Origin of the sequence: uncultured Brachybacterium sp. (genome assembly GCF_947500705.1) — a bacterium.
GTDB lineage: Bacteria > Actinomycetota > Actinomycetes > Actinomycetales > Dermabacteraceae > Brachybacterium.
This window is the reverse complement of sequence record NZ_CANMSY010000004.1, coordinates 209,499-232,600: the sequence shown is the minus strand read 5'-3', so window position 1 is coordinate 232,600 and position 23,102 is coordinate 209,499. Positions and strand designations below refer to the sequence as shown.

At 70.6% G+C, this 23,102-nt stretch carries 19 protein-coding genes; 12 read left to right on the top strand and 7 right to left on the bottom strand.

All coding sequences use genetic code 11. From position 1 onward, the window contains the following. The first annotated feature begins 58 nt into the window (after nt 1-58). The 4 genes from Q0937_RS09770 (at nt 59) to Q0937_RS09755 (ending at nt 4,655) form a co-directional block, all read left to right on the top strand. On the top strand, nt 59-997 hold the full coding sequence (locus Q0937_RS09770) for a carbohydrate ABC transporter permease (protein ID WP_299303056.1): 939 nt from the start codon (nt 59-61) through the stop codon (nt 995-997). Next, entirely contained in the window at nt 990-1,904 is a 915-nt protein-coding gene (locus Q0937_RS09765) for a carbohydrate ABC transporter permease (RefSeq protein WP_299303054.1), read from the top strand. The genes Q0937_RS09770 and Q0937_RS09765 overlap by 8 nt, the downstream gene beginning before the upstream one ends. 175 nt (nt 1,905-2,079) lie before the next feature. Continuing rightward, entirely contained in the window at nt 2,080-3,435 is a 1,356-nt protein-coding gene (locus Q0937_RS09760; protein WP_299303052.1) for a Gfo/Idh/MocA family protein, read from the top strand. Further along, nucleotides 3,432-4,655, top strand: a complete 1,224-nt coding sequence (locus Q0937_RS09755; RefSeq protein WP_299303050.1) for a Gfo/Idh/MocA family protein — start codon at nt 3,432-3,434, stop codon at nt 4,653-4,655. Before Q0937_RS09760 ends, Q0937_RS09755 begins: the two co-directional genes overlap by 4 nt. Nucleotides 4,656-4,686: 31 nt before the next feature. On the opposite strand, the gene Q0937_RS09750 is transcribed toward Q0937_RS09755, so the two are convergent. Further along, entirely contained in the window at nt 4,687-5,679 is a 993-nt protein-coding gene (locus Q0937_RS09750) for a hypothetical protein (RefSeq protein ID WP_299303048.1), read from the bottom strand. 252 nt (nt 5,680-5,931) lie between these two features. On the opposite strand from Q0937_RS09750, the gene Q0937_RS09745 reads away from it, so the two are divergent. The 3 genes from Q0937_RS09745 to Q0937_RS09735 all read left to right on the top strand — a co-directional run bounded on the left by Q0937_RS09745 (nt 5,932) and on the right by Q0937_RS09735 (nt 8,867). Continuing rightward, nucleotides 5,932-6,942, top strand: a complete 1,011-nt coding sequence (locus Q0937_RS09745) for a LacI family DNA-binding transcriptional regulator (RefSeq protein WP_299303046.1) — start codon at nt 5,932-5,934, stop codon at nt 6,940-6,942. 270 nt (nt 6,943-7,212) lie between these two features. Next, nucleotides 7,213-8,112, top strand: a complete 900-nt coding sequence (locus Q0937_RS09740) for a HipA domain-containing protein (protein WP_299303045.1) — start codon at nt 7,213-7,215, stop codon at nt 8,110-8,112. Next, nucleotides 8,109-8,867 (top strand): hypothetical protein, encoded by a 759-nt coding sequence (locus Q0937_RS09735; RefSeq protein WP_299303043.1) that lies wholly within the window; start codon nt 8,109-8,111, stop codon nt 8,865-8,867. Before Q0937_RS09740 ends, Q0937_RS09735 begins: the two co-directional genes overlap by 4 nt. A gap of 6 nt (nt 8,868-8,873) precedes the next feature. Here Q0937_RS09735 and Q0937_RS09730 read toward each other — a convergent pair whose 3' ends face one another. The 3 genes from Q0937_RS09730 to rhaI are packed head-to-tail and all read right to left on the bottom strand — an operon-like array spanning nt 8,874 to nt 13,617. After that, nucleotides 8,874-10,388 (bottom strand): rhamnulokinase family protein, encoded by a 1,515-nt coding sequence (locus Q0937_RS09730; RefSeq protein ID WP_299303041.1) that lies wholly within the window; start codon nt 10,386-10,388, stop codon nt 8,874-8,876. Continuing rightward, nucleotides 10,385-12,436, bottom strand: coding sequence for a bifunctional aldolase/short-chain dehydrogenase (locus tag Q0937_RS09725; RefSeq protein ID WP_299303039.1), 2,052 nt, complete (start codon nt 12,434-12,436; stop codon nt 10,385-10,387). Before Q0937_RS09725 ends, Q0937_RS09730 begins: the two co-directional genes overlap by 4 nt. A 2-nt stretch (nt 12,437-12,438) precedes the next feature. Beyond that, entirely contained in the window at nt 12,439-13,617 is a 1,179-nt protein-coding gene (gene rhaI, locus Q0937_RS09720) for an L-rhamnose isomerase (protein WP_299303037.1), read from the bottom strand. A 264-nt stretch (nt 13,618-13,881) separates the two neighbouring features. Here rhaI and Q0937_RS09715 point away from each other — a divergent pair, with 264 nt between their 5' ends. The 5 genes from Q0937_RS09715 (at nt 13,882) to Q0937_RS09695 (ending at nt 18,650) form a co-directional block, all read left to right on the top strand. Continuing rightward, the gene (locus Q0937_RS09715; protein ID WP_299303035.1) at nt 13,882-14,253 is read left to right on the top strand and encodes an L-rhamnose mutarotase; all 372 of its coding nucleotides are present in this window, start codon (nt 13,882-13,884) and stop codon (nt 14,251-14,253) included. 85 nt (nt 14,254-14,338) lie between these two features. Continuing rightward, the gene (locus Q0937_RS09710; RefSeq protein ID WP_299303033.1) at nt 14,339-15,682 is read left to right on the top strand and encodes a BNR-4 repeat-containing protein; all 1,344 of its coding nucleotides are present in this window, start codon (nt 14,339-14,341) and stop codon (nt 15,680-15,682) included. 91 nt (nt 15,683-15,773) lie between these two features. After that, the gene (locus Q0937_RS09705) at nt 15,774-16,835 is read left to right on the top strand and encodes an alpha/beta hydrolase (protein WP_299303030.1); all 1,062 of its coding nucleotides are present in this window, start codon (nt 15,774-15,776) and stop codon (nt 16,833-16,835) included. Nucleotides 16,836-16,906: 71 nt separating this feature from the next. After that, the gene (locus tag Q0937_RS09700) at nt 16,907-17,704 is read left to right on the top strand and encodes a sugar phosphate isomerase/epimerase (RefSeq protein ID WP_299303028.1); all 798 of its coding nucleotides are present in this window, start codon (nt 16,907-16,909) and stop codon (nt 17,702-17,704) included. 103 nt (nt 17,705-17,807) lie between these two features. Further along, nucleotides 17,808-18,650, top strand: coding sequence for a DUF1206 domain-containing protein (locus Q0937_RS09695; protein WP_299303026.1), 843 nt, complete (start codon nt 17,808-17,810; stop codon nt 18,648-18,650). A gap of 12 nt (nt 18,651-18,662) precedes the next feature. Here the strand turns inward: Q0937_RS09695 and Q0937_RS09690 are convergent, their stop codons facing one another. The 3 genes from Q0937_RS09690 to araA all read right to left on the bottom strand — a co-directional run bounded on the left by Q0937_RS09690 (nt 18,663) and on the right by araA (nt 23,045). Continuing rightward, nucleotides 18,663-19,997, bottom strand: coding sequence for a glycoside hydrolase family 27 protein (locus tag Q0937_RS09690; RefSeq protein ID WP_299303024.1), 1,335 nt, complete (start codon nt 19,995-19,997; stop codon nt 18,663-18,665). Nucleotides 19,998-20,001: 4 nt separating this feature from the next. Continuing rightward, on the bottom strand, nt 20,002-21,294 hold the full coding sequence (locus Q0937_RS09685) for a D-arabinono-1,4-lactone oxidase (RefSeq protein WP_299303021.1): 1,293 nt from the start codon (nt 21,292-21,294) through the stop codon (nt 20,002-20,004). 242 nt (nt 21,295-21,536) lie between these two features. Continuing rightward, nucleotides 21,537-23,045, bottom strand: a complete 1,509-nt coding sequence (araA, locus tag Q0937_RS09680) for an L-arabinose isomerase (protein ID WP_299303018.1) — start codon at nt 23,043-23,045, stop codon at nt 21,537-21,539. Nucleotides 23,046-23,102: the final 57 nt, after the last annotated feature.

The following is a 23,102-nucleotide window of genomic DNA, read 5'->3' as shown; positions in this document are numbered from 1 at the left end:
CGGCCGGGGAGAACCCCGTCGGCCTCAGCGGTGCCCCGACCACGAAGGGAAGACGCCTATGAGCGCCGTGGGAGAACTCGCCTCCATCGTCTCGTCACGAAAGAAGGGCGGACCGAAGGAGAAGCATCCCGACAACAAGCAGGCAGTGGTGTTCATGCTGCCGTGGCTGCTGGGCTTCCTCGGGATCACCCTGATCCCGATGATCGCGTCGTTCGTACTCGCGTTCACCGATTACAGCCTGCTGGCCCCGCCCGAGTTCGTCGGGCTGGACAACATCAAGGAGATGATCGGCGATACCCGCCTGCACAACTCGCTGCTGGTCACCTTCATCTACGTGTTCGTGGGCACGCCGCTGCAGCTGATCGCCGCGCTGCTGCTGGCAGTGGCGCTGAACCAGGGCATCAAGGGCCTGGCCTTCTACCGCTCGGTGTTCTATCTGCCCTCGCTGCTGGGCGGCTCGGTCGCGATCGCGATCCTGTGGCGCCAGATGTTCGGTGCCAACGGACTGATCAACCAGGTCGGCGGGATGCTCGGCTTCGAGAACCTGCCCGGCTGGGTCTCCAACCCGGATACGGCGCTGGGCACGATCATCCTGCTGCACGTGTGGACCTTCGGGTCCCCGATGATCATCTTCCTGGCGGGACTGCGGCAGATTCCCGAGATGTACTACGAAGCGGCGTCCGTGGACGGCGCCTCGAAGCTCGCGCAGTTCTTCCGCATCACCATCCCGCTGCTCACGCCGATCATCTTCTTCAACGTGGTGCTGCAGGTCATCAACGCCTTCCAGTCGTTCACGCAGGCGTTCGTGGTCTCCGGCGGCACCGGCGGTCCCTCGGATTCGACGATGTTCTACACGCTGTACCTGTACATCAAGGGCTTCACCCAGTTCGACATGGGGTACGCCTCCGCGATGGCCTGGCTGCTGCTGATCATCGTCGCGATCTTCACCGCCATCAACTTCTTCGTCTCCAAGTTCTGGGTGTTCTACGATGACTGATCTGCAGAGCCGTCCCGCCGCGGGCCCCTCGGGCCCCGCGGCCGAGGCCCCCGCCCGAGTGGTCCCCAAGCCCCGGCCCCGTCGTCTGGGGCGCCGGATCCTCCGCCACGCGATCATGATCGTGGCGAGCATCGCGATGATCTACCCGCTGCTGTGGATGGTGGTCTCCTCCCTGCGGCCCAATGAGGAGATCTTCCGCAATCCCAGCCTGTTCCCGCTGAGCTTCGACCTGTCGAACTACGCACGGGGCTGGGAGTCCCTCGCGCAGCCGTTCTCGCACTATCTGATGAACTCCACCCTGCTGGTGCTGGGATGCGTGATCGGCAACCTGGTGGCCTGCTCGCTGACCGCCTACGCCTTCGCGCGGCTGAAGTTCTGGGGCCGCAACATCGCTTTCGCGATCATGCTGATGACCCTGATGCTGCCGATCCACGTGGTGATCGTGCCGCAATACATCATGTTCTCCCAGACCGGCTGGGTGAACACGATGCTGCCGCTGATCCTGCCGAAGTTCCTGGCCACCGACGCGTTCTTCATCTTCCTGATGGTGCAGTTCATCCGCGGCATCCCCAGGGAGCTGGATGAGGCGGCCCGCATCGACGGCTGCGGTCACTTCCGGATCTTCTTCAAGATCATCCTGCCGCTGATGCTCCCGGCGCTCGCGACCACCACCATCTTCACCTTCATGTGGATGTGGAACGACTTCTTCGGCTCCCTCATCTACCTCACCACCCCGGACAACTTCACCGTGCCGCTGGCGCTGAAGTCGTTCCTGGACACCCAGGGCTCCTCCGACTGGGGCGCGATGTTCGCGATGTCGGTGGTCTCCCTGATCCCGCTATTCCTGGTGTTCCTGTTCGGCCAGCGCTTCCTGGTCAAGGGCTTCGCCACCACCGGGATCAAGTAGCCCCGACCCCGCTGCCCGTTCTGCCTCGCCGCCGCAGCACCCGTCCCCGTCGGGTGCGATCGTCCGATTCCGAGCCACTTCCGGCTCGGAATCGGCTCGGAATCGTACGATCGCGGGCCGCACCGGGTACGCCTCGCTCCCTCACCCCTTCGCAGTCCGCACACACAGGAGAGACATGACCACCCGCTATGCCGTGATCGGCACCGGTCACCGCAGCCAGATGTACCTCGATGCGATCGCCGGTCCCCACGCCGACGTCGCCGAGCTGGTCGCCCTGATCGACGTGAACCCCAGCCGCCGCGAGTACCACCGGGGCCGCCACGGCGCCTTCGCCCAGGTGCGGCTCGGCGGGCCGGACGAGCTCGAGCAGATCATCGCCGAGGAGTCCGTGGACCGGGTGATCGTCACCAGCGTGGACCGGCTGCACGCCGAGCACGTGGTCCGCGCCCTCGAGGCGGGAGCCGACGTGGTGGTCGAGAAGCCGCTGACGATCGATGCGCCGTCGGCCCGCGACATCCAGGAGGCGATCGACCGCACCGGCCGCTCCGTGGTGGTGACCTTCAACTACCGCTACAGCCCCCGCAACACCGCGCTGAAGCAGATCATCGCCTCGGGCGAGATCGGCGAGGTGGTCTCGGTGGTCTTCGAGTGGGTGCTGGACACCCAGCACGGCGCGGACTACTTCCGGCGCTGGCACCGCGACAAGGCCAACAGCGGCGGCCTGTTCGTGCACAAGGCCGCCCACCACTTCGACCTGGTCAACTGGTGGCTCGCAGACACCCCCGCGCAGGTCTACGCCCGCGGCGGGCTGCGCTTCTACGGCGCCGACGCCGCGGCTGCCCGCGGCCGGGACCCGCTGCCCGAGCGCGGCACGCACGACGGCCCGCACGATCCCTTCGAGCTGGACCTCCGCTCCGACGAGCGCCTCGAGGCGCTCTACCTCGACGCGGAGGAGCACGATGGCTACCGGAGGGACCAGTCCGTGTTCGCCGGCGGGATCACCACGGAGGACAACCTCACCGCACTGGTGGACTACCGCCGCGGCGCCGTGCTGACCTACGCCCTGAACGCCCACAGCCCGTGGGAGGGGTACCGGGTCGCGGTCAACGGCACCGCCGGTCGGGTCGAGCTCGAGGTCATCGAGCGGGCCGAGGTGGTGCCCCAGGGTGAGGACGGGCGCTCTCACCTCGACCCCAGTGCTGTCGCCGTCACCGGCGCGGAGGCCGGGGCGCGGGAGCGGGGCGAGCGCCTCGTGGTCCAGCGGCACTTCGAGCCGGCCCGGGAGGTGGAGATCCCCGAGGGCGTCGGCGGTCATGGCGGCGGCGACGCGCTGCTGCTGAGCGATGTCTTCGTCGGCCCGGTCCAGGACGAGCTGGGTCGCCCCTCCGATCACTTCGACGGGATCCGCGCGATCGCGGTGGGCATCTGCGGCAACCTCTCCCTCGAATCCGGCGCACCGATCCAGGTCGACGCCGCACTGGGCATCGACCTGAGTCGCGAGGCGCCCGTCGCTGTGGCGGGGCGGGCATGAGCGCTCCCGGCCCGGGGCCGGTGCGCGTCGCGCTGATCGGCACCCGCGGCTACGGCACCGCCCACCTGCGGAATCTCGCCCGCCTGGAGGAGGCGGGGATCGCCCGCCTGGTCGGAGTGGTCGACGTGGCGGAGCCGCCGGAGGAGCTGAGGGGGATCCATCACCGCTCGCTCGCCGCGCTGCTGGAGGCCGCCCCCGCCGAGGACCGTCCTGAGATCGTCGCCATCGCCACCCCGATCGACACCCATGTGCCGCTGGCCACCGAGGGGCTCGCCGCCGGGCTCGACGTCTACCTCGAGAAGCCGCCGGTGCCCTCCCTCGCCGACCACTGGCAGCTGCTCGAGGCCGCCCGGGCGGCCGGACGCAGCGTGCAGGTCGGTTTCCAGGCCCGCGGCGGGGCCGGGGTCGATCTGCTCGCGGGAGAGGTGGCCGACGGGAGCCTCGGCGAGATCACCGCGGTCCGGGTGCACGGCGCCTGGCAGCGGGACCGCGCCTACTACCACCGCTCGGCCTGGGCGGGCAGACGACGCCTGAACGGCCGCCGGGTGGCCGACGGCGTGGCCACCAATCCGCTCGCCCATGCCGTGCACGCCGGCCTGGTCATCGCCGGGATCCAGCAGGCGGCGGACATCTCCTCGATCACCACCGAGCTGCGCCGCGCCCACGACATCGAGGCCGACGACACCACCTTCCTGCGGATCGACCCCGCCGGGGACGGCCCCGCTGTGGTCTGCGCCCTGACCACCGCCGCCCCCACGCAGCATGCCCCCTGGATCGAGATCATCGGCACCGGAGGCCGGCACCGGCTCTGGTACACCGACGACCGCTCGGCCCGCACCACGATCGACGCCGCCACCAGCACGGACGGCTCGGTCGAGGAGCTCGTCCACGCCCGCACCGATCTGATGGAGAACCTCGCCGCGCACGTGCGCGACCGCTCGGTCCAGCTGCTCTCCCCGCTCGAGAGCACCTCCGCGTTCTCCGCCGTGCTCGAGGCGATCCAGTCCGTCCCCGACCCGCTCCCGATCGCAGACTCGGCCATCGACTGGCAGGGGGAGGGGGAGCAGGCCCACCCCGTCGTCGAGGCCATCGAGGCGACCCTGCTCGCGGCCCTCGCTGCGGGCCGCCCCTTCACCGAGCTCGGCGTGAGCTGGGCGCGTGAGGATGCGGTGCACACCTGGACCTCGCTGGCCGAGCTGGTGCACGCACCGACGGGGTGAGCCCCTGGGCGCGGGTGCTCAGCTGCAATGCTCAGCTGGGCATCCCGGCGGCGGTGCGCAGCCGCCTCCGGGACAGGGCTCGTACGGTCGCGAGCACACCGGTATGGACCAGCATCACCACGGCCGCGGCGAACCCGCCGCCGACGAACAGGAACGACATCGCGGCCTGGCCGGACGGGCTCGTCCACACCATCGGGGGGATCAGCTCGATGGTGAACAGGAAGATCCCGACCGACACGAGCAGCAGGACGATCGCAGGGATCACCAGCGCGTAGGGCGACCAGCGGGTGGCTGCCATGGTGGCGAACAGCAGCAATGCCCCGAGCACCACGAGGGCCACGTTCAACAGGTGGATCTCGGTGTTGAACGTCATCACGGCCACACGCACCCCGGCGGCATGACCGTGGAAGAGCATCAGGGCGGCGATCAGCAGCAAGAGCGGTATGAGGAGCAGGCCGAGCAGGGAGGCGACCAGATGCGGAGCGGGGCGGCGACGCGCGATCACCAGAGCCAGCCCGAGCCCGCCGATCAGCGGATGGAGCACTAGGGTGAGGCCGTAGGAGATCCCGTCGAGCAGCTCGAAGGGGATCTCCGGCGGGAGCAGCGTGTAGACCTGCAGCGCCAGGGCCGGGATGGCGGCGATGAGGACGCTGAGCAGCCCCACCGCACCGGTGGCGAGCAGACCCGCGGAGCTGACGATCCCGGTGGCCACGATGCTCGCCAGCAGCAGGACTCCCAGCCCGACCCCGACGATGACCCGCACTCCCGCGGGGCCGGCCAGCAGCTCGCCCAGCGACGCACCGAGGTAGCCGCGGGACATCGCGTAGTTCATCAGTGTGCTGCCACCGTAGGCCAGCAGCCCGGTGGCGATCGGGGTGACCACCAGGGCGTAGAGGGCGGTGAGGATGCGGGCGAGCACGCCGGATCCGTGGCGCGGAGGCACGACGGGGGGTCCGTCGGCGCGGCCGTCGGCAGGGATGTCCGGCCCTACCGGGGTGATGCTGTCTCGTGGATCGGTGCTCATCGTGACCTCCCAAGGCCGTCGCCTGCTCGGATGGAGGCCCCGAGTCTCCCCACCACCCTGCGCGGGTCCCCTGAGCCAGAGCATAGGGCGCGGAGCGACGTCCGGGGCAGGGTGAGTCGCTTTCGTGATCTGGGCCGACGGCGGGGTCAGGTGCGGCGATCCGCCGCCTCTTCGCGCACGTCAGGATAAAATTGGGGCAGTGGCTCGCGGCGATCTGCCCGAGCCGAGCGGACCAGCTGAGGAGCATGCGTGATGGCCACAGCCCGCACCGTGGGCATGAAGGACGTCGCGCGAGAGGCCGGGGTCTCCGTCGGCACTGTCTCCAATGTGCTGAACCGCCCCGACATCGTCTCCCCGGACCGCCGGGAGCGGGTCGAGGCCGTGATCGTCCAGCTCGGCTATGTGCGCAATGATGCCGCCCGCCAGCTGAAGCTGGGACGCTCCAGCACCGTCGGCGCGATCGTCCTGGACTCCGCGAACCCGTTCTACGCCCAGCTGGTGGGCGGGATCGAGGCCGCCGCCGAGGACTCGCAGCTGATGGTCATCACCGGCAGCACGGGCAACCGGGAGCAGCGCGAGCGGCTGTACCTCTCCCTGTTCGAGGAGCAGCGGGTGCGCGGCATCCTGCTCGCCTCCACCGGTGGCAGCGCCGGGGTGGTCGAGGCGATCCGCGGCCGCGGCACCCCCGTGGTGCTGCTCGAAGGCGAACCTGGGACCGGAGGCTCCTCGGTGAGCGTGGATGACATCGCCGGGGGCGAGATCGCCGTGCAGCACCTGGCAGGGCTGGGACGACGACGCATCGAGGTGGTCGCCGCCCGGCAGGACCTCCGCCAGGTCGCCGACCGCCTGCGCGGAGCGAGACGGGCTGCCGCGGCGGCAGGGATCGAGATCGAGGTGCTCGAGGCCGAGGACCTCACCGTGCTCGCCGGTCGCACCGTCGGCGAAGAGGTGGTGGCCCGCTCCGTCGCGGAGCGTCCCGACGCGGTGTTCTGCGTCAACGACCTGCTCGCCGTCGGCGTGCTGCAGGCCTTCGCCTTCCGCCACCAGGTCGCGGTGCCCGAGGAGATCGCCCTGGTGGGCTACGACGACATCGCCTTCGCCCGCTCCACCGTGGTGCCGCTGACCTCCGTGTCCCAGCCCGCCGATCTGATGGGCCGCACCGCGCTGGCGCTGCTCGAGGAGGAGATCGCGACTCCCGAGGCCTCCCCGCGGCATGTGAGCTTCACGCCGACGCTGGTGGAGCGGGAGTCGACGACGGGGTGAGGTGCTCGGGGACCGGGCCGGCAACGGCAGGACGGACGAGCACTCGGAGCCCACGCCGTCCGGTGGCTTCTGCAGCGGAGCAGAGGGTGAACGGAGCCCTCCCTTGTGCAGCTCGAGCCCCGGTTCGTGATTCGCGGGTCGACCGCGTCGCCGCACCTAGAGCGGGGTGGGCGCCGCGTGCAGGCGATCGGCCGCCGCAGCGGGAGTCGGTGGTCGGCTGAACCGGGCTCCGAAATCGTCGCGCGTCCGCCTTCTCCCTAGACTCGGACCATGGAAGCTCCGGTGCTGGATGTCTCCAGCTGGTTGCGCGCAGATGACGAGTGGCTTGGCGAGCAGGAAAAAGAGTGGCTGGTCGAGCCGACAGTTCTGCACGACGCACCGGAGAGGCGTTGGCTGTTCAAACCGTCGCGCCGCAATGAACTCCCGGGACGAGCTGAGTCTTCATCCCGGTTGTTCACCTGGTTCGATGCGCAATCCGAGTGGATCGCACATCAGCTTGCGACATCGATCGACGTGCCGTCGGCAGACATCCACTTCGCCCGGAGGGATGGCGCTGCGGGTGCCATCTCTCGAAGCGTCAAGTCGCCAGACGAGGATATGCAGAGCGGGGACGTCTTCCTCTCCGGCCTGTTGGGGCGTCACTACGTGCCGAATGCCGAGAAGGCTCGGAACCGAACAGGGCATCACCTCGACGCGATCGGCCGGGTGCTCGAGGGATTGGAGGGGCCGGTCTCGGGCGGCGCACTGAGTGCTCGCGAGACGTTCTCTGGGTACCTGGTTCTCGATGCCTGGATCGGCAACACCGATCGACACGCAGACAACTGGGCACTCACGGTCGACGGCACAGTCCTTCGGCTGGCAGCAAGCTTCGACCACGGTTCCGCACTCGCAGCGGGGAGGGAGGACTCCTTCCTTGATCGCACGGATCCACGAGACTTCGCCTACGGTGCTATGGCCAGGAAGTTCGAGAACGGCAAGAATGTTCACCTGGCCGACCTTGCGCTCGACGCCATGAGTCGTTGGGGAGGCCCGTGGCTCGACGCACTGGTGCAGATCAGTGCGGGAGACGAACGAGCGATCGTCGACGCCGTGCCAGGAATGTCGGAGCTACGACGTACATTCATCTGTCGACTGCTCGAAGAGAACAGAAGGAGGTTGCTGACACCATGACCACACTGGCCACGCTCGTCCGTGGCGGCACGGGCCCTGTTCTCGACGTCGCCCGCAGCTTCCTCGTCACCCGGCAGGACCGCGAGAGCCGTCGATACGTGCGCCTCGGCGTGCTCTCGGAGCACGGGGACGGATGGACCTTCCGATACTTCAGCGAGGTCGAGCGCGACCCCGCTGTCCCGCGGCTTCCGGGGTTCCCCGACGCCGCTGTCGTCGCCGAGTCCCCGTTCCTGTTCCCGCTCTTCGCCCAGCGCGTCATCTCGCGGCGCAGGCCGGATCGAGCTCGGATTCTCGAGACGCTGGGACTGGGCGAGACGGCGACCGCGTTCGAGATCCTTGCGAGGAACGGCGGGCGTCGACAGGGCGACACCATCGAGCTGATCCAGATGCCGACACCCCATCCGGGCGGCGGGGAGGTGCTCGAGTTCCTCGTCCACGGCGTACGGCATCGCAGTGACCAGGAACAGCGTGCGATCGATGGCCTGTCCATCGGGGACGAGCTCCTGATCGTTCCGGAGCCGAGCAACCCCGTGGATCCCGGCGCTCGTCTGGTGACCACTCGTGAAGGAGCCGACTTGGGGTGGGTCCCCGGTCCGCTTCTCCCGCTGCTCGAACGCGCAGGTGCAGTCTCAGCAGACGTCGCGCATGCGAACCGCATCGGGACGAACCCGCACCTGCGGTTGCGGGTCCGGTTGCGGGGCGAGCTGATCCGCGCAGCCCATTTCGACGATCCTCGCTGGGACCTGGTCGGCTGACTCCGCTCAGGCGCGGGGCGTGAAGCTCTCCAGCTCCACGCTCGCCCGCACCAGCTCCCGGATCGCGCCGGCCCCCTCGGTGATCGCGCCCAGCGCCCGGGACTGCAGCGCCACGTTGCCCAGCGCCGTGGCCTCCATCGGCCCGGCGACGACCTCGATGCCGAGCGCGTCGGCCGTGAGCTGGTTCAGCAGAGAGTTGCGGCTGCCACCGCCGACCACGTGCAGGCGCTCCGGGAGCGGCACCCCCGCAAGGCGGCACGCGGTGTGCAGCTCTTCGCGGTAGGTCTCGGCGAGGGACTCGAGGATGCAGCGCACCAGCTCGGCCGGGGTGCGGGGGAACTCGTCCTCGCCCACGAGCGGTCGGGCCGCGGCGGTGACGCGATCGGCCATCCGACCAGGGGCGAGGAACGCAGGATCCGTGGGATCGATGCGGAAGCGGTCCCCGGGCACCGCCGCGGCGGCATCGAGCAGGTCCGCCAGCTCGACGCGCGCACCGGCCTCCTCCCACTGCCGGATCGACTCGCTGACCAGCCACATCCCGGCGACGTTCTTGAGCAGGCGCACGGTCCCGCCCACCCCGCCCTCATTGGTGAACCCCGCCTCGCGCGCCTCCTCGGTGACCACCGGGGCATCCAGCTCGAGGCCGATCAGGGACCAGGTGCCCGAGGAGATGAAGGCGACCGGCGCCGCGCCCTGCGCGGGGACGGCGATCACCGCCGAGGCGGTGTCGTGGGAGCCGACGGCGATCACCGGCACCTCCCCGATGCCCAGTTGCGTGCCGAGCTCCGGGCGCATCGTGCCGAGCTGCTCCCCGGGACGGATCAGCGGGGCGAACAGGCCCGGGTCGACGCCCACGACCTCGAGCAGCTCTGCGCTCCAGCCCTGCCCGTCGGCCGAGAGCATCCCCGTGGTCGAGGCATTGGTGAGCTCGGTGCGACGCCGCCCGGTGAGCAGGAAGCCGATCAGGTCCGGGACCATCAGCAGCGTGCTGCCGCTGGGCAGGTCCGCCAAGCGCTGTTCGGCGGCGAGCTGGTAGAGGGTGTTGAAGGGCTGCTGGGCGATACCGGTGAGCGCGAACTGCCGCTCCCGGGAGACCTGCTGTGCGACCGTCTCGGCGACGCCGCCGGTGCGGGAGTCGCGGTAGGCGATCACCTCCCCGATCGGCTCCCCGCCGCCCGGAACAGGAGCGCCGTCGGCCGCGAGCGGCTCGGGGCCCACCAGGCCGTAGTCCACCGCCCAGGAGTCCACGCCGATCGAGGCGAGACCGGGCAGGCCGCGCACCAGGGCGAGGTCGTGCGCGTCGGCGAGCCCCTGCCGGATCTCGGCCCAGAGGGCCTCCAGATCCCAGCACAGGTGACCCTCGCGCTCCACCAGCGTGTTCTCGAAGCGGTGCGCGGGGACGAGCTCGATCCGGCCGTGGTCGACCACCCCGAGCATCACCCGGCCCGAGGTCGCGCCGAGGTCGATCGCCGCGACCGCGAGCGGACCGAGCCGGGGGCCGGGACCGTCGGTGGCGCTCATCGCAGGAACGCGGCCGCGACCCCGGCGTCGACCGGGATGTGCAGGCCGGTGGTGTGCGAGAGGTCCCCGGCGGTCAGCGCGAACACGGCGTTCGCCACGTTCGCGGGTAGCACCTCGCGCTTGAGCAGGGTGCGCTGGGCGTAGAACTCGCCCAGGTCCTCCTCCTCGACGCCGTACACCTTCGCGCGGGACGCGCCCCAGCCGCCGGCGAAGATGCCGGAGCCGCGCACCACCCCGTCGGGGTTGATGCCGTTGACGCGGATCTGGTGGCCGCCGAGCTCCGCGGCGAGCAGCCGCACCTGGTGCGCCTGATCAGCCTTGGTCGCCGAATAGGCGATGTTGTTGGGCCCGGCGAACACAGAGTTCTTCGAGGAGATGTAGATGATGTCCCCGCCCATGGCCTGGTCGATCATCACCCGTGCGGTCTCGCGGGAGACCAGGAACGAGCCCCGTGCCATCACGTCGTGCTGGAGGTCCCAGTCCTTCGCCGTGGTCTCCAGCAGCGGCTTGGACAGCGAGAGCCCGGCGTTGTTGACGATGAGGTCCAGACCGCCGAAGGCGAGCACCGCATCCGCGACGGCCTGCACGACGGCGGCTTCGTCGGCGACATCCGCGCGCAGCGCGACAGCGCGGTCGGGCCCGCCCAGCTCCTCGGCGGTGGCCTGGGCGTTCTCGAGGTTCAGATCCGCGATCACCACGCAGGCGCCCTCGGCGACCAGGCGTTCGGCGGTGGCCTTGCCGATGCCGGAGCCGCCGCCCGTCACCAGCGCCACCCGGGTCGCGAGGGGCTTCGGTGCGGGCCTGCGCTGCAGCTTCGCCTCCTCGAGCGCCCAGTACTCGATGCGGAACTTCTCCGACTCCTCGATGGGGGAGTAGGTCGAGATCGCCTCCGCCCCGCGCATCACATTGATCGCGTTGACGTAGAACTCGCCGGCCACGCGGGCGGTCTGCTTATCGGCACCGAAGCTGAACATGCCCACACCCGGGACCAGCACGATCGCCGGATCCGCACCGCGCATGGCGGGGGAGTCCGGCTCCGCGTGACGGGAGTAGTACGCGGAGTAGTCCTCCCGGTAGGACTCGTGCACCTCCTTCAGCCGCGCGATCGAGTCCTCGACGGAGGCGTCCGACGGCAGGTCCAGCACCAGCGGCTTGACCTTCGTGCGCAGGAAGTGGTCGGGGCAGGAGGTCCCGAGCTCGGCGAGCGGGGCGAGCTTCTCACTGGCCAGGAACTCGTGGACCGCCTCGGTATCCGTCCAGTGCCCGACCATCGGGACATCGGTCGAGGCCAGGCCCCGGATGACCGGGAACAGGGCCGACGCCTTCGCGCGGCGCTCGGCCTCCGTCAGCGCCGCGCGGCGCGCATCATGCGCGCCGAACGGTGCGGAAGCGCCGGTGCGCTCGATGAACGCGGTGGCCTCGCGGATGATCCGCAGCGAGTTCTCGCGGGCCTCATCGGAGGTCTCGCCCCAGGCGGTGATGCCGTGACCACCGAGGATGCAGCCGATCGCGGAAGGGTTCTGCTCCTTGATCGCGGCGATGTCGAGCCCCAGCTGGAAACCGGGCCGGCGCCACGGCACCCACACCACCGCGTCACCGAAGCACTCGCGGGTCAGGCGTTCGCCGTCGGCCGCGGTCGCGAGCGCGATCCCCGCATCGGGATGCAGATGGTCCACATGCGCGGCGTCCACCAGGGCGTGCATCGCGGTGTCGATAGACGGGGCGGCTCCGCCCTTGCCATGCAGGCAGTAGTCGAAGGCCGCGACCATCTCGTCCTCGCGCTCCACCCCGGGGTACACGTCCTGCAGGGCGCGCACCCGGTCCAGGCGCAGCACCGCGAGGCCCTTCTCCTCGAGGGTGCCCAGGTCGCCGCCGGAGCCCTTGACCCACAGCAGCTCGGTCTCCTCGCCGGTGACCGGGTCGGTGGCGGATCCCTTGGCGGAGGTGTTCCCGCCGGCGAAGTTGGTGTTCTTCGGGTCGGAGCCCAGGGCGTTGGAGCGCTCCAGCAGGGCGGCGACGGTCTCGTGCGATGTCGTCGTATCGGTCATGCTCAGGCGCCCCATCCCATCTGGTTCCCGCCCACGCGCTCCGCGGCGACCTTCTCCTCGTAGCCGCTGGCACGGAAGGCCGCGAAGGGATCCGCGGGCAGGCCCTGCTCCTCGCGGAAGGCCGCGAGCGCCGGGCGCACATCGGTCCAGAAGGCGTCCATGAGGATCTCGTGCGCCAGCAGCACGTCGTTGCTGCTCTGCGCGGCGGCCAGGGCCTCACGGTCCACGAGCAGGGCCTTGGCGAGGGTCTCCTGCACGTTCAGGACGGAGCGGATCTGGCCCTGGATCTTCGACTCGAGATTGTGGCACTGGTCGAGCATGAAGTTCACGCCCGCGGCGGGCCGGTGCGCGTCCTGCTGGACGATCTCGAAGAGGATCCGGAACAGCTGGAAGGGATCCGCGGCGCCGACGATCAGGTCGTCGTCCCCGTAGTTGCGGGAGTTGAAGTCGAAGGCGCCGAGCCGGTTCTGGCGCAGCAGCTGGGCGACGATGAACTCGATGTTCGTGCCCGGGGCGTGGTGGCCGGTGTCGAGCACCACCTGCGCCTTCTCACCGAGCGCGAGGCAGTGCAGCAGGCTCGTGCCCCAGTCCGGGACGTCCGTGTGATAGAACGCCGGCTCGAAGAACTTGTACTCGAGCACCAGTCGCTCATCGTCGCCGAGGCCCAGGTAGATCTCCTGCAGCGACTCCGCCAGGCGGTCCTGGCGGGCGCGGATCGAGTCCTGACCGGCGTAGTTGGTGCCGTCGGCCAGCCAGATCTTCATCTCTTTGGAGCCGGTGGCGCGCATGACGTCGATGCACTCGAGGTGATGGTCGATCGCCCGGCGGCGCACGGTCTTGTCGCCGTGGGTGAGGGAGCCGAACTTGTACTCGTCGTCCTGGAAGGTGTTGGAGTTGATCATCCCCAGCGTCATGCCCTGCTCGGCGGCGTACTCGCGCAGCACGCCGAAGTCCTCGACCTTGTCCCAGGGGTAGTGCAGGGAGACCCGCGGCGCGGAGCCGGTGAAGGCGTGGGTCTGGGCGGCGTCGGCGATCTTCTCGAAGGGGTCGCGCGGGGTGCCGGGGGTGCCGAACACCTTGAAGCGGGTGCCGGAGTTGCCGTAGCCCCAGCTGGGGACCTCGATCGTGAACTCGGCGAGGTCGCGGGCGATCTCGGCGGGGAGGGTGGAGGGGGTGGGCATAGGGGCTCCTTCGAGGTGCGTCGGCTTCCGGTCGGAGACGGCGGATCCTCGGCGCGAAGACGGTAAGACATGGCTATTGAAACGACTCAACATTGACGCTATCACGAGGTCGAGCGATGCGCCAGAGGGCGGTTGCGCGCCGCGTTCATAGAGGTCGACGCGCTGCCGGTGCCTGATCGCAGGCGTCCCAGCGCGGCGGGAAAGCGGTTGACAAGGACGTTCTCACCGTCCAGGCTGTGGCGGCACCCCTATATCCGTTGCCAGATGAGGATCGCTATGGCCACCCCGGATCTCGACCATCTCCTCGCCACCAGCACCGCCCGCAGCCCGCACCGCTGCTGCTTCCTGCTCCAGGTGCGGCCCGAGCGGCTGGTCGACTACGTCGCCGCGCACCAGGATGTCTGGGAGGAGATGCGCGAGGCGCTCACTGACGCGGGCTGGCGCAACTACTCGCTGTTCCTGCGGTCCGAGGACGGCATGGTGGTCGGCTATTTCGAGGCCGACGACGTCGACGCCGCCCAGGACGCGATGGCCCGCGCCGTGATCTCCCCGCGCTGGGAGGCGGCGATGGGGGAGTACTTCGCCCCCGGCGGCGGGGAGAAGCAGGTGCTGCCGCAGTACTTCCACCTCGCCTGACCGCACGACCCACCTGAACCCGTCACCCCCGCGCACCACCATCTCGCGCACCACCGCCCCGCGCACCACCGAGCAGAGGAACCCGATGAGCTCGCCCGATCCGCACCCCACCCGACCAGCGCCATCAGCGTCCGTCCAGGTCATCAACACCGACGGCGCCTGGTGCTGGTTCCAGGACGAACGTGCCCTGGCGGATCCCGACGCCGGGCTGCTCGTCGTCGGCTCCATCGCTTCCGGGGGCGCGGCACAGGATCCCGCGCGGCGCGGCGACCTCGATCTCACGGTCGTCGATCTCGCCGCCGGCACCGCTCAGGTCGTCACCCTGCACCCGGGATTCGAGGCCGATGACCACGACGTGCCCGCGATCTGGCGTCGGCCGGACCGCCGCTGGCTCGCGGTCTACGCCCGGCACAAGACCGACGACCTCACGTACTGGCGGATCAGCGAGCCCGGTGACCCCACCCGCTGGGGCGAGGAGCGCGTCTACGACTGGAGCGAGCAGACTGCCGGGCGCGGCGTCACCTACTCGAACCTCCGCGAGCTCGACGGCCGCCTCTACTGCTTCGCGCGCGCCGTGAACGACGACCCCTGCGCCCTGGTCTCCGACGACCACGGCGAGACCTGGAGCTACGCGGGCAAGCTCTTCGACCGCCCGAAGATCGGCTACGTCAATGGATACGCCCGCTATGCCGACGGCGCCGAGGGACTGCATGTGCTGGTCACCGACCACCACCCGCGCGACGTCGACAACTCGATCTACCACGGCACCCTCTCCCTGGGCCGCCTCCACGACAGCGCCGGCCGCCCCCTGGAGACCGCGCTGTTCGCCGAGCCCGTCCCGGACCAGGCGCAGCTCACCACCGTGCTCCCCACGGGCATCGAGCTCGGCGGCGCGAAGCTCAGTCACGCCTGGACCACCGACCTCCGCGAGGCGGGCGGCCAGCTCGCCGCGGTGATGACGGCCCGCGCGAACCACCCCGCCGAGCCGGACGGTTCCGACCTCGGCCGGAATGTCCCTGTCGACGACCTGCGCCTGGTCTACGGCCGGCTGGGGGCCGACGGGCAGTGGACGCTCTCGCCGCTCGCCCACGCCGGGCCCGGCTTGCTGCCCCATGAGCAGGACTACTCGGGCCTGGCGGCGATCGACCCCTATGACGTCTCCACCGTCTACGTCTCCACTCCGGTCGATCCGCGCGACGGCACCCGCCATGACCACCACGAGATCTACCGCGGACGCACCGCCGACGACGGGCGGGGCTGGGACTGGACCGCGATCACTGAGGCCGCCGAGAATCCAGGGGTCGACAACCTCCGCCCGATCGTCGCTCCCGGCGATCCGGCAACCACCCACCTGCTCTGGTTCCGCGGAGACATGCGCTCCTCGCAGGACTACGACTGCGAGGTCGTGCTCCGCAGCAGACCCCGCTGACAGCCGCTCCCGCTGACATCCTCCCCGCTGACTGCTGCCGGCGCGTCTCAGCGTTCCTGCCCCCCCGCACCCCTACCGAAAGGACCCCTCGATGACCGAGCAGACCTCCCCGGACCTCCGGCCCGCATCCCGTGATCTCGCGGCGGAGGTGACCGCCGCTTCCACCGCCCTGGGCGAGATGGAGCGGCGGCTGCGCACCCTCGGTGGCGTCGCCGCCTGGGACGATCTCGATCCGGAGATGCATCGCCGCTGGGATGAGCCGTACGGCCCCGCCGAGGACTGGGATCTGCAGGTCGAGGACCGCGAGATTCCCGGCCCCCATGGACCCGTTCCGGTGCGGATCTACACCCCGCACTCCCGACAGACTCCGGCCGAGGGGCCCCGCCCCTGCCTCGTCTGGCTGCACGGCGGCGGATTCATGCTCGGCGACCTCGACATGCCCGAGGGCGATCATGTGGCGCGCGGTGTCGCGGGCCGCGCCGACGCCGTCGTGGTCTCGGTCGACTACCGGCTGTGCGACGAGATCGATGGCTCCCCTGCCCGGCCCTTCCCCGGCGGCCCCGAGCACGTCCTCGCACCGATCCCGCTGGATGACGTGTGCGCGGCCGTGGCCTGGACCCGGCAGCACGTGGATGCACTGGGCATAGATCCGGACCGGATCGCGATCGGCGGCGCCAGCGCAGGCGGCAACCTCGCGGCGGCCACCTCCCTGCGCCTGGCCGACGAGGGCGCTCCGCTCGCGGCCTCCCTGCTGCTATATCTGGTCGCCCACCCGCTGCGCCCCGAACCCGACGCCGACGAGGCCCAGGCGCTCGACGCGACCCCGCCGATGCTGCGCTTCTCGGAGGAGACGATGCGTGCGATGTCGGGCAACTACATCGGCCGGCCACTCGAGGAGGCGACGCCCTACGACTTCCCGGGGCTGGCCACCCGGGAGCAGCTGGCGGGGCTTCCCCGCACCTACCTCGAGACCGACGAGCACGACGACCTGCGCGTCAGCGGCCGCCGCTACGCGGAGCAGCTGGACGAGGCCGGGGTGGACGTCGAGTACGTGGTGCGCCGCGGCGTGTGCCACGGCCACCTGAACCGGGTGGGCCTGGCGGAGGCGCGCGCGTCGATGGACCGGATGGGAGAGATCGTCCGCGGGCTGTGACCTGCGAGCTGTGACCAGGGCGCCGGCGCGGCACACGCACCGACTCCGCAGGATCCGACGGGAGGCATCCCATGCAGTCCCCTCAGTACGGAGTCATCACGCCTGATCAGGACGCTGATGCGTTCCTCGCTGCCGGCGCCGACTACCTCGAGCCGACGATCGTCGGCAACGTGATCGTGCAGGATCCGGACGGCAGCTGGCAGCCGGATCCGGCGCTGCGGGAGCGGGCGCTGTCTCCGTCGTTCGCGATCCTCTGCCCCGGCGGGCTGAGGCTCTCCGATCCGGCGTTCCCCCTCGAGCAGGTCCGCGACTACCTGGGAACCGCCTTCGCCGCGGTGTCCGCGCTGGCCCGGCCCGGCGCCACCGTGGTGCTCGGCAGCGGCAGAGCACGGCGCCTCCCCGATGGAGTGGACCCGAGTGCGGGGCGCCGACAGTTCGCTCGCTCCGTGGAGCTGGCTCGGGACCTCGCCGCCGAGCACGGGCTCGAGGTGATCCTCGAACCGCTCCACCGCGGGGAGACCGACCTGATCAACACCCTGGCCGAGGCGGTCGAGTTCCTCGACGAGTTCGGGATGGGCGAGGTCAGGGTGGTCGCGGACTTCTTCCACATCATGCTTGAGCAGGAGCCCTTCGACGTGCTCCGCGCCCACGCCGGCCGCGTCGCCCACGCCCATATCGCCGACACCGACCGCCGCCCGCCCGGCCAGGGGGACTGGCCGCTCGCGGAGTTCCTGCAGGCCCTGCGCAGCGGCGGCTATCTGGGCCATGTCTCGATCGAGTGCACCTGGGCCGATGTCGCCATCGAGGCCGCCCCTGCGCTCGCCGCCGTCCGCGGCGCAGATCCGGTGAGGAGCGCCTCGGGCGTCTGACCCGGGGGCCTGAAGGGCTGAAGGGCGGTGACCGCCCGGTCGGCGCCCGGGACGTCGGCCGCTTTCGGGCTCGAGTCGGGCGCCGGTCTCCTACAGTGCACTCATGACTGCGAAAAGCAGCGCCCAGCATGGCGCCGAATCCGTCGAGAACGCCGCCGAGGACGTCACCGACCATCCCGCCTTCGAGAACGCGGCCCGCGGTGGGTTCGTGATGAGCGGACTCATCCACGTCCTGATCGGTGCGATCGCGCTGCGGATGGCGCTCGGCGGATCCTCCCAGAACGCCGACCAGTCCGGTGCGCTGCAGACGGTCGCCTCCGCGCCGGGCGGGAACATCCTGCTCTGGATCGGAGGCCTGGCGATGAGCGCCCTGGTGATCTGGCACCTGGCCGAGACCTGGTTCGGAGCGAAGTGGGCGCAGGGCGCGAAGGACCGCGCCGCCCACGTCATCAAGACCCTCGGCAAGGCCGTCGTCTACGGCGCGCTCGCCGTGACCGCCCTGCGCTTCGCTGCGGGGGCCGGCAGCGATTCCGGCCAGCAGACCTCCGAGCTCACCGCCGGCCTGATGGGCAGCGCCGCCGGGCGGATCCTGGTGGTCGTGGCCGGCCTGGTGGTTCTCGGCATCGGCTGCTTCCATGTCTATCGGGGCGCGAGCCGGAGCTTCGAGGACGACCTCCGCGTGCCCTCCGGACAGAAGACCGCCGGCGCGATCGTGGTCACCGGCGTGCTCGGCTACATCGCCAAGGGCATCGCGCTGATGGGGGTGGGCCTGCTGTTCGGCTGGGCCGGCCTCGGCGCGGACCCGGAGAAGGCGACCGGCCTCGACGGCGCGCTGAAGACGATGGCCGACCTGCCCGCCGGCTCCGTGATCCTCGCCGTCATCGGTGCCGGACTCATCCTCTTCGGGATCTACTCGGTGCTGCGCTCGCGCTACGCGCCGATGTGAGCGCGGCGCAGCTCAGCCCTGCGGCCGCAGCCGCAGCAGCACCGCCCCATGGCGCGGGATCACCACATCGATCGCGCTGGACCCCGGGGCCACGCCGCGCGCGGCGTCGGACTGCACGGAGACCGCCTTCACCGGCACGGGCTCCCCGATCCACAGCTCGGTGACCTCGCCGTCGCCCACCACGGCGGGCAGGCCCACGTCCTGGCTGTCGAGAGCGACCGTGAGCTCCACCTCGCCCACATTGAACGCCGCGACGTAGCGCTCGCCGTCCGGCCCGTCGGCCGTCCACAGGATCAGCGGATCCTCGCGGAACACCTCGCGCGTCCCGCTGCCCTCTCGGTGCACGGCCAGCACGTCCGGGTTCTGCAGCAGCGCGATCGTCGCCGGATCCGAGCTGGGCAGGTCCCCGCCCACCATCAGCGGTGAGCGCGCGATCATCCACAGGGTCAGCAGCGTGCGGCGCTCGTCGGGGGTGAGCAGGTCATCGCGGGGCTCGCCGCGTTCGGCCCGGATCCCGATCCTGCCCAGGGGCAGCATGTCGCCGTCGGGCCAGCCGTCCGGACCGGCGTGCGGTGCCCAGCGGGCGAAGCGGGAGAAGTTCGCCTCGACGTCTTCCCACCGGTCCCACAGGTCATCGCAGATCCGCCACATGGTGGCGTGCTCGCGCAGGTGATCGAGGCGGGTCAGGGACAGGTCCCGGCCGGGGGAGAGGCTCAGCTGCATCGGGCGGCCGCAGCCGTCGATCGCGCCGGCGAAGGCTTCGATCTCCGCGGCCTGGTAGGGCCACAGCATGTCGTCGACCTTGAGGAAGTCCACGCCCCAGTCCGCATACAGCGCGAGCACCGAGTCGTAATAGGCGTGCGCCCCGGTCACGGAGTGGTCGATGCCCACCATGTGCGGGTTCCACTCGCAGGAGTTGGTGGGATCGGCGATGTCCGAGGCCCGCAGCGTGCTGCCGAGCACCGGGGCGTCGGCCGCGACCGCGCGGCGCGGGATCCCGCGCATCACGTGGATCCCGAGCTTCAACCCGAGGGCGTGGATCTGCTCCGCGAGCGGCCCGAACCCGGCCCCGCCCGAGCTGCTGGGGAAGCGCGCCGGGTCCGGCAGCAGCCGGCCGTGCTCGTCCATCGTCAGCGGTGCGTCGTCGTTGTAGCCGTGGGAGCGGGCCGACGGATCCGACCAGTCGATGTCGATGACCACGGTGTCCCAGCCGAACGGTGCCAGGTGCTCGGCGAGGAAGCGGGCGTTGGCCAGCACCTCTGCCTCGGTGACGGTGGTGCCGTAGCTGTCCCAGGAGTTCCAGCCCATCGGCGGGCGGGACGAGCGCGGGGTGGGCGAAGCGGTCATGGGGTCACTCTCCGAGCAGACGGTCGACGTAGGCATTGGTGAAGACGCGGCCCGGGTCCAGGCGCTCGCGCAGGGTCAGGAAGTCCGCGAGCCGCGGGAACTGAACGCGCACCTGCTCGGGATCCAGGGTGAAGACCTTCCCCCAGTGCGGGCGCGGCGCGAACGGCGCCAGTCGCTCCTCGATCTCGGGCAGCAGCGCCGTGACCTGTTCGGGGAGCTGCTTCCACGTGAAGTGCACGCAGGCGCTGTCGCGCCGGTAGGCGGGGGAGAGCCACAGCTCGTCGGCTGCGACGGTGCGGATCTCGGAGGCGTGAAGCAGCGGCCGGATCCGCTCGCCGAGCGGCATCACCGCGGCGAGGGCTGCGGCGAGGTCCTCGCGGGCCACGAAGTACTCCGACTGGATCTCCTCGCCGTTGCTCGGCGTGAACTCGAGCCGGAAATGCGGCAGGCGCTCATGAGCGGGCCCGGGCTCCCCGGTCTGGTCGGTGCAGAAATCGGCGGGCAGCCCGGGCAGCGGATGCACCGGCCGACGGGACCGTCGGCCGCCCAGCCACTGCTCCGGCAGCTCTCCGTCCCTGCCCACCACCTGCTTCACCCAGGCCTGGTCGATGCGCCCGTCCCAGTGATGGAAGAGGCTCACGCTGGTTCCGCCCGCGAGCATCGTCAGCAGTCCCTCGCTGGTCATGCTCTCCGAGGGGAAGTCCAGGTGGACCGTCTGGCGCATCGGTGCGGCGGGCATCAGATCCAGCGTCAGGTGGGTGACGATGCCGAGCGCGCCGAGCGCCAGCACCGCCCCGTCGAAGATCTCCGGATCCTCGTCGCGGGACAGGGAGAGCAGATCCCCGCCGGCCGTGACCAGGTCGACCGCCCGTACCGAGGAGGACAGCGAGCGTTTCCCGTCCCCCGAGCCGTGGGTGCCGGTCGCACTCGCCCCGCCCACCGAGATGTGCGGCAGCGAGCCCATGTTCGCCAGTGCCAGTCCGTGCTCGGCCGCCGCGAGGGCCAGCTCCCCGTAGCGCACTCCCGCCGCGACCCGCACGGTGCGCGCCGCGATGTCGACCTCGAGGTCGGCGGGCAGGTGCGCGAGGGTGACCAGGTCCGCATCACTCGCGGCGATCTCGGAGAACGAGTGCCGGGTGCCGAGCGCCCGGATCCGGCGACTGCGGCCCACCAGCAAGCGCAGCTCCGCGACCGAGGTCGGGGCGTGCAGCGGCCCGGGCCCGTAGTCCACGGTCCCGGACCAGCTGAGCCCGGGGCGGGCGAGTTCGTGGCCGAGCGAGTCGCTGGGGGAATGCACGGGGTCCGCCTCTTCATGGTCTGCGGTGATCAGGACGTCGAACGCGGTGCTCGGGCGCTCGGGGTGCCGGCTGGCAGCGGACCGCCGCACGGAGGCAGACGGCAGGTTTTGTGCCCTGAGGACCGATGGTGCGCTCTGCATAGGTCCTGCGGGGCGCAAAACTCGGGCCGTCCGGTGCCGGACCGGGCCGGGCCGGGCCGGCGTCGCCGCCGGCCGGACCGCGCGCCCGGCCCGGCCCGGGCTCAGAAGCCCTGGCCGAGGCGGTAGAACACCTGGTTGGTGCGCAGCTCCTGGGCGAAGGAGCGCACCGTGGTGTCCTCGTCGATGACCGCGAGCTCGAGGTCACCGAGGGTGGCGAGATCCTCCCAGACCTCGAGCCCCACGGCGGTGGTCATCACCGTGTGATGGGCGGCGCCGGCGGTCAGCCAGCACTCGGCGGAGGTCGCGAAGTCGGGGGCGGGCTCCCAGACGGCGCAGGCCACGGGCAGGTTCGGCAGCTCCTGCGCGGGCTCGACGACATTGACCACGTTGGCGACCAGGCGGAACCGCTCGCGCATGTCGGAGAGCGCGACCACGACGGCGGGGCCGGCGTCGGCCGTGAACTTCAGGCGCACCGGGTCCTCCCGGTCGCCGATGCCCAGCGGGTGGATCTCGAGCGACGGCTTCGCGGTGGTCAGCGAGGGGGAGACCTCGAGCATGTGGGCGCCGAGGATCTGCTCGCGGCCGGGGGTGAGCTCGTAGGTGTAGTCCTCCATCAGGGAGGCGCCGCCGGGCAGGCCGTGGCCCATCACCGCGGCGACCCGCACCAGGATCGCGGTCTTCCAGTCGCCCTCGGCGCCGAAGCCGTAGCCGTCGGCCATGAGGCGCTGCACGGCGAGGCCGGGCAGCTGGCGGAGCCCGCCGAGGTCCTCGAAGTTCGTGGTGAAGGCGCCGAAGCCGCCGTCCTCGAGGAAGGTGCGCAGGCCGATCTCCTGGCGGGCTCCGTAGCGCAGCGACTCGTGGCGCTCGCCGCCGGCCCGCAGCTCGGGGACCACCTCGTACAGCTCCTCGTACTCGGCGACCAGTGCGTCGATCGCGCTGTCCTGGACGGCATCGACCACGGCGACCAGGTCGTTGACGCCCCAGGTGTTCACGGAGACGCCGAGCCGCAGCTCGGCCTCGGTCTTGTCGCCCTCGGTGACCGCGACACCGCGCATGTTGTCCCCGAAGCGGGCGAGCTTCAGCGAATGCATCTCCGCCCAGCCGGTCGCGGCGCGGGCCCAGCGGCCGATCTTCTCCTGCACGCCCTCGTCCGAGGAGTGGCCCACGACGGTCTTGCGGTGCACGCCGAGGCGGGTGGCGATGTAGCCGAACTCGCGGTCGCCGTGCGCGGCCTGGTTGAGGTTCATGAAGTCCATGTCGATGCTGGACCAGGGCAGCTCGACGTTCGCCTGCGTGTGCAGGTGCAGCAGCGGGGTGCGCAGCGCATCCAGGCCCTGGATCCACATCTTCGCCGGGGAGAAGGTGTGCATCCAGACGATGACGCCCACGCAGGCCGGATCGGAGTTCGCGGCCAGGGCGATCTCGCGGATCGCCTCCCGATCGGTGAGCACCGGCTTCCAGACGATCTTCACGGGGATCGAGCTGCCGGCGTCGAGGGTCTCGGCGATCACGCGCGACTGCTCGGCGACCTGGTCGAGCGTCTCGGGGCCGTACAGGCCCTGGCTGCCGGTCAGGAACCAGATCTCGCGGGCTTCGAAGGGGTTCTGCATGGGAGTGTCCTCATCGTTCATGGGATGGGCCGACGGAGCCGGCGGGTCGGGTGGGGC

Bases quoted from the DNA above. Each gene is read 5' to 3' on its own strand.
- Q0937_RS09725 (WP_299303039.1), bottom strand. From the start codon at position 12,436: ATGACCGATACGACGACATCGCACGAGACCGTCGCCGCCCTGCTGGAG.
- Q0937_RS09730 (WP_299303041.1), bottom strand. From the start codon at position 10,388: ATGAGCGCCACCGACGGTCCCGGCCCCCGGCTCGGTCCGCTCGCGGTC.
- Q0937_RS09705 (WP_299303030.1), top strand. From the start codon at position 15,774: ATGACCGAGCAGACCTCCCCGGACCTCCGGCCCGCATCCCGTGATCTC.
- Q0937_RS09755 (WP_299303050.1), top strand. From the start codon at position 3,432: ATGAGCGCTCCCGGCCCGGGGCCGGTGCGCGTCGCGCTGATCGGCACC.
- rhaI (WP_299303037.1), bottom strand. From the start codon at position 13,617: ATGCCCACCCCCTCCACCCTCCCCGCCGAGATCGCCCGCGACCTCGCC.
- Q0937_RS09765 (WP_299303054.1), top strand. From the start codon at position 990: ATGACTGATCTGCAGAGCCGTCCCGCCGCGGGCCCCTCGGGCCCCGCG.
- Q0937_RS09770 (WP_299303056.1), top strand. From the start codon at position 59: ATGAGCGCCGTGGGAGAACTCGCCTCCATCGTCTCGTCACGAAAGAAG.
- Q0937_RS09700 (WP_299303028.1), top strand. From the start codon at position 16,907: ATGCAGTCCCCTCAGTACGGAGTCATCACGCCTGATCAGGACGCTGAT.
- Q0937_RS09735 (WP_299303043.1), top strand. From the start codon at position 8,109: ATGACCACACTGGCCACGCTCGTCCGTGGCGGCACGGGCCCTGTTCTC.
- Q0937_RS09690 (WP_299303024.1), bottom strand. From the start codon at position 19,997: ATGACCGCTTCGCCCACCCCGCGCTCGTCCCGCCCGCCGATGGGCTGG.
- Q0937_RS09745 (WP_299303046.1), top strand. From the start codon at position 5,932: ATGGCCACAGCCCGCACCGTGGGCATGAAGGACGTCGCGCGAGAGGCC.
- Q0937_RS09710 (WP_299303033.1), top strand. From the start codon at position 14,339: ATGAGCTCGCCCGATCCGCACCCCACCCGACCAGCGCCATCAGCGTCC.
- Q0937_RS09740 (WP_299303045.1), top strand. From the start codon at position 7,213: ATGGAAGCTCCGGTGCTGGATGTCTCCAGCTGGTTGCGCGCAGATGAC.
- Q0937_RS09695 (WP_299303026.1), top strand. From the start codon at position 17,808: ATGACTGCGAAAAGCAGCGCCCAGCATGGCGCCGAATCCGTCGAGAAC.
- Q0937_RS09760 (WP_299303052.1), top strand. From the start codon at position 2,080: ATGACCACCCGCTATGCCGTGATCGGCACCGGTCACCGCAGCCAGATG.
- Q0937_RS09750 (WP_299303048.1), bottom strand. From the start codon at position 5,679: ATGAGCACCGATCCACGAGACAGCATCACCCCGGTAGGGCCGGACATC.
- araA (WP_299303018.1), bottom strand. From the start codon at position 23,045: ATGCAGAACCCCTTCGAAGCCCGCGAGATCTGGTTCCTGACCGGCAGC.
- Q0937_RS09715 (WP_299303035.1), top strand. From the start codon at position 13,882: ATGAGGATCGCTATGGCCACCCCGGATCTCGACCATCTCCTCGCCACC.